The sequence below is a fragment of the Bacillus sp. 1021 genome (assembly GCF_014534735.1).
In the GTDB taxonomy this organism is placed as follows: domain Bacteria; phylum Bacillota; class Bacilli; order Bacillales; family Bacillaceae; genus Bacillus; species Bacillus siamensis.
The window spans coordinates 1-3105 of sequence record NZ_JACVSR010000011.1 but is presented as its reverse complement, the minus strand read 5'-3'; the positions used below and the strand labels follow the sequence as shown (position 1 = coordinate 3105).

Sequence of the window (3105 nt, the reverse complement as noted above, 5' to 3'; positions counted from 1 at the left end):
TCCGGTTTCTCCAGTTGAACCCGTTTCACCAGTTACTCCTGTTGCTCCAGTTACTCCTGTTACCCCGGTTGGTCCTGTTGGTCCCGTTTCTCCAGTTACTCCTGTTGCTCCTGTTGGACCGGTTTCTCCAGTTACTCCTGTTGATCCTGTTGCACCCGTTGGTCCGGTTTCTCCAGTCACTCCGGTTGAGCCTGTTTCTCCAGTTGGACCAGTTACTCCTGTTGATCCTGTTGCTCCCGTTTCTCCAGTCGCTCCTGTTGCTCCGGTTACTCCTGTTGATCCTGTTGCCCCGGTTGATCCGGTTGGACCCGTTTCACCAGTTGCTCCTGTTGATCCGGTTGGACCTGTTTCTCCAGTTGGTCCCGTTTCTCCAGTTACTCCTGTTGATCCTGTTGCACCCGTTGGTCCGGTTTCTCCAGTCACTCCGGTTGAACCAGTTTCTCCAGTTAAGCCGGTTACGCCAGTTGCTCCTGTTGCCCCGGTTACTCCTGTTGCTCCGGTTGGACCGGTTTCTCCAGTTGCTCCTGTTGCCCCGGTTACTCCTGTTGCTCCGGTTGGTCCCGTTTCTCCAGTTGGTCCCGTTTCTCCAGTTACTCCTGTTGATCCGGTTACACCAGTTACTCCTGTTGCTCCGGTTGGACCGGTTTCTCCAGTTGGTCCCGTTTCTCCAGTTGAGCCGGTTGGACCCGTTTCTCCAGTCGCTCCTGTTTCTCCTGTTGGTCCTGTTGGTCCTGTTGGTCCCGTTTCTCCAGTCGCTCCTGTTGAACCAGTTTCTCCAGTTGAGCCGGTTACACCAGTTACTCCTGTCGCTCCTGTTACTCCAGTTGAGCCGGTTACGCCAGTTGCCCCGGTTGGGCCCGTTGGGCCAGTTTCTCCAGTTGGACCCGTTTCACCAGTTACTCCGGTTACACCAGTTACTCCTGTTGCTCCGGTTGCACCCGTTGCACCGGTTTCTCCAGTTGAGCCGGTTTCTCCTGTCGCTCCTGTTACTCCCGTTGATCCGGTTACGCCAGTTGCCCCGGTTGAGCCGGTTGGACCCGTTGGGCCAGTTTCTCCAGTTGAGCCTGTTGGACCAGTTGAGCCTGTTGAGCCTGTTGCTCCTGTTGCTCCTGTTGCTCCTGTTGCCCCGGTTGCTCCTGTTGATCCTGTTGCCCCGGTTGATCCTGTTGGTCCCGTTTCTCCAGTTACTCCGGTCGCTCCGGTTGATCCTGTTGGACCGGTTTCTCCAGTTACTCCGGTCGCTCCGGTTGCACCCGTTTCTCCAGTCGCTCCGGTTGATCCTGTTACTCCTGTTGCTCCTGTTGCCCCGGTTGCTCCGGTTGGGCCGGTTACACCAGTTGCCCCGGTTGATCCGGTTGAGCCGGTTACACCAGTTGCTCCGGTTGGACCTGTTACTCCTGTTGCTCCAGTCACTCCGGTTGATCCTGTTACTCCTGTTGCTCCGGTTGCTCCAGTTACTCCGGTTACTCCGGTTACTCCGGTTGGTCCTGTTGCCCCGGTTGATCCTGTTTCTCCTGTTGCTCCAGTTACTCCGGTTACTCCGGTTGGTCCTGTTGGTCCCGTTTCTCCAGTCGCTCCGGTTACACCAGTTACTCCTGTTGATCCTGTTGCCCCGGTTGATCCTGTTTCTCCTGTTGCTCCAGTTACTCCGGTTACTCCGGTTGGTCCTGTTGGTCCCGTTTCTCCAGTCGCTCCGGTTACACCAGTTACTCCGGTTACTCCTGTTGATCCTGTTTCTCCAGTTGCCCCGGTTGCTCCGGTTACTCCTGTTGGTCCCGTTTCTCCTGTCGCTCCGGTTACTCCTGTTACTCCTGTTACTCCTGTTGGTCCCGTTTCTCCAGTTGAGCCGGTTACACCAGTTACTCCTGTTGCTCCTGTTTCTCCAGTTGGACCAGTTACTCCCGTTGCTCCGGTTGCACCCGTTGGGCCGGTTTCTCCAGTCACTCCGGTTACACCTGTTGGTCCTGTTGGTCCCGTTTCTCCAGTCGCTCCGGTTACACCCGTTGGGCCAGTTTCTCCAGTTGAGCCGGTTGATCCTGTTACTCCTGTTGCTCCAGTTGCCCCGGTTGCACCAGTTACACCAGTTGCTCCGGTTGAGCCCGTTACTCCTGTTGCTCCGGTTGATCCTGTTGCTCCTGTTGACCCGGTTGGACCCGTTGGGCCAGTTTCTCCTGTCACTCCGGTTGAACCAGTTTCTCCAGTTGAGCCGGTTACACCAGTTACTCCTGTTGCTCCTGTTGGACCAGTTACTCCCGTTGCTCCTGTTGGACCAGTTACTCCTGTTGCTCCTGTTGCTCCTGTTGCTCCTGTTGCTCCTGTTGGTCCCGTTTCTCCAGTTACTCCTGTTGCTCCTGTTGGACCGGTTTCTCCAGTTACTCCGGTCGCTCCTGTTGCTCCGGTTGATCCGGTTACTCCTGTCGCTCCGGTTGATCCGGTTGCACCAGTTGGGCCAGTTTCTCCTGTCACTCCAGTTGAGCCAGTTTCTCCTGTTACACCCGTTGCCCCGGTTGCCCCAGTCGATCCGGTTGGGCCCGTTACACCCGTTGGGCCAGTCACCCCGGTTGAGCCAGTCGATCCGGTTGGGCCCGTTACACCCGTTGGGCCAGTCACCCCGGTTGCTCCTGTTACTCCGGTTGCTCCGGTTGCTCCCGTTACTCCGGTTGGACCGGTTTCTCCAGTTGGTCCCGTTACACCAGTTACTCCTGTTGATCCTGTTACTCCAGTTGAGCCGGTTGGGCCCGTTTCTCCAGTCGCTCCGGTTGCTCCGGTTGGACCAGTTACTCCCGTTGCTCCGGTTACTCCTGTTGGACCGGTTGACCCTGTGATTCCAGTCGATCCGGTTGCTCCTCTTGCACCCGTTGCTCCTGTCGCTCCCGTTACTCCGGTTACTCCTGTTGGACCGGTTGACCCTGTGATTCCAGTCGATCCGGTTGCTCCTCTTGCACCCGTTGGACCTGTTACTCCTGTTGTTCCTGTTATACCAGTTGGACCTGTTGACCCTGTGATCCCAGTCGATCCGGTTGCTCCTCTTGCACCCGTTGGACCTGTTGATCCGGTTGTTCCTGTTACTCCAGTTGGACCGGTTGACCCTGTGATCCCAGTCGC

Annotated in this window: 1 pseudogene; it reads left to right on the top strand. The window is 56.8% G+C overall.

Features of this window, described 5'->3' with window-relative positions:
* Nucleotides 1–2821: 2821 nt before the first annotated feature.
* Nucleotides 2822–3105 (top strand): annotated as a pseudogene (locus ICW23_RS19135) (mucin 17-like protein); the annotation flags it as partial.